The following is a 281-nucleotide window of genomic DNA, read 5'->3' as shown; positions in this document are numbered from 1 at the left end:
ACCGGTGTACCAAAATATTGGTGCGCCAAGTAGTTTTTCGGCCCCAATTGCACGCCTTTCCCGGCATGTACGTCCATGGCGTCGTTAATCACTTCGCGAGACATCTCGGTCATATGATACTTGGCAATAGCCGTCACCACCGATGGGCTTTCACCCAGGTCTATGGCACCAGCGGTCATAGTACGCATGGCTTCCAAGGTATAAGTCAGGCCACCGATACGGCCCATGGCTTCCTGAATACCTTCGAACTTACCGATGGATAAACCAAACTGTTTACGCAC

At 51.6% G+C, this 281-nt stretch carries 1 protein-coding gene; it reads right to left on the bottom strand.

Features of this window, described 5'->3' with window-relative positions; translation table 11 throughout:
* Positions 1-281: acyl-CoA dehydrogenase family protein (locus tag J0A66_RS23155; protein ID WP_277603630.1), on the bottom strand; the 281-nt coding region annotated here is incomplete at both ends.

This window comes from Bowmanella dokdonensis (assembly GCF_017254865.1).
GTDB lineage: Bacteria > Pseudomonadota > Gammaproteobacteria > Enterobacterales > Alteromonadaceae > Bowmanella > Bowmanella dokdonensis.
The sequence above is the reverse complement of the archived record's forward strand: the minus strand, read 5'-3'. Positions and strand labels throughout refer to the sequence as shown.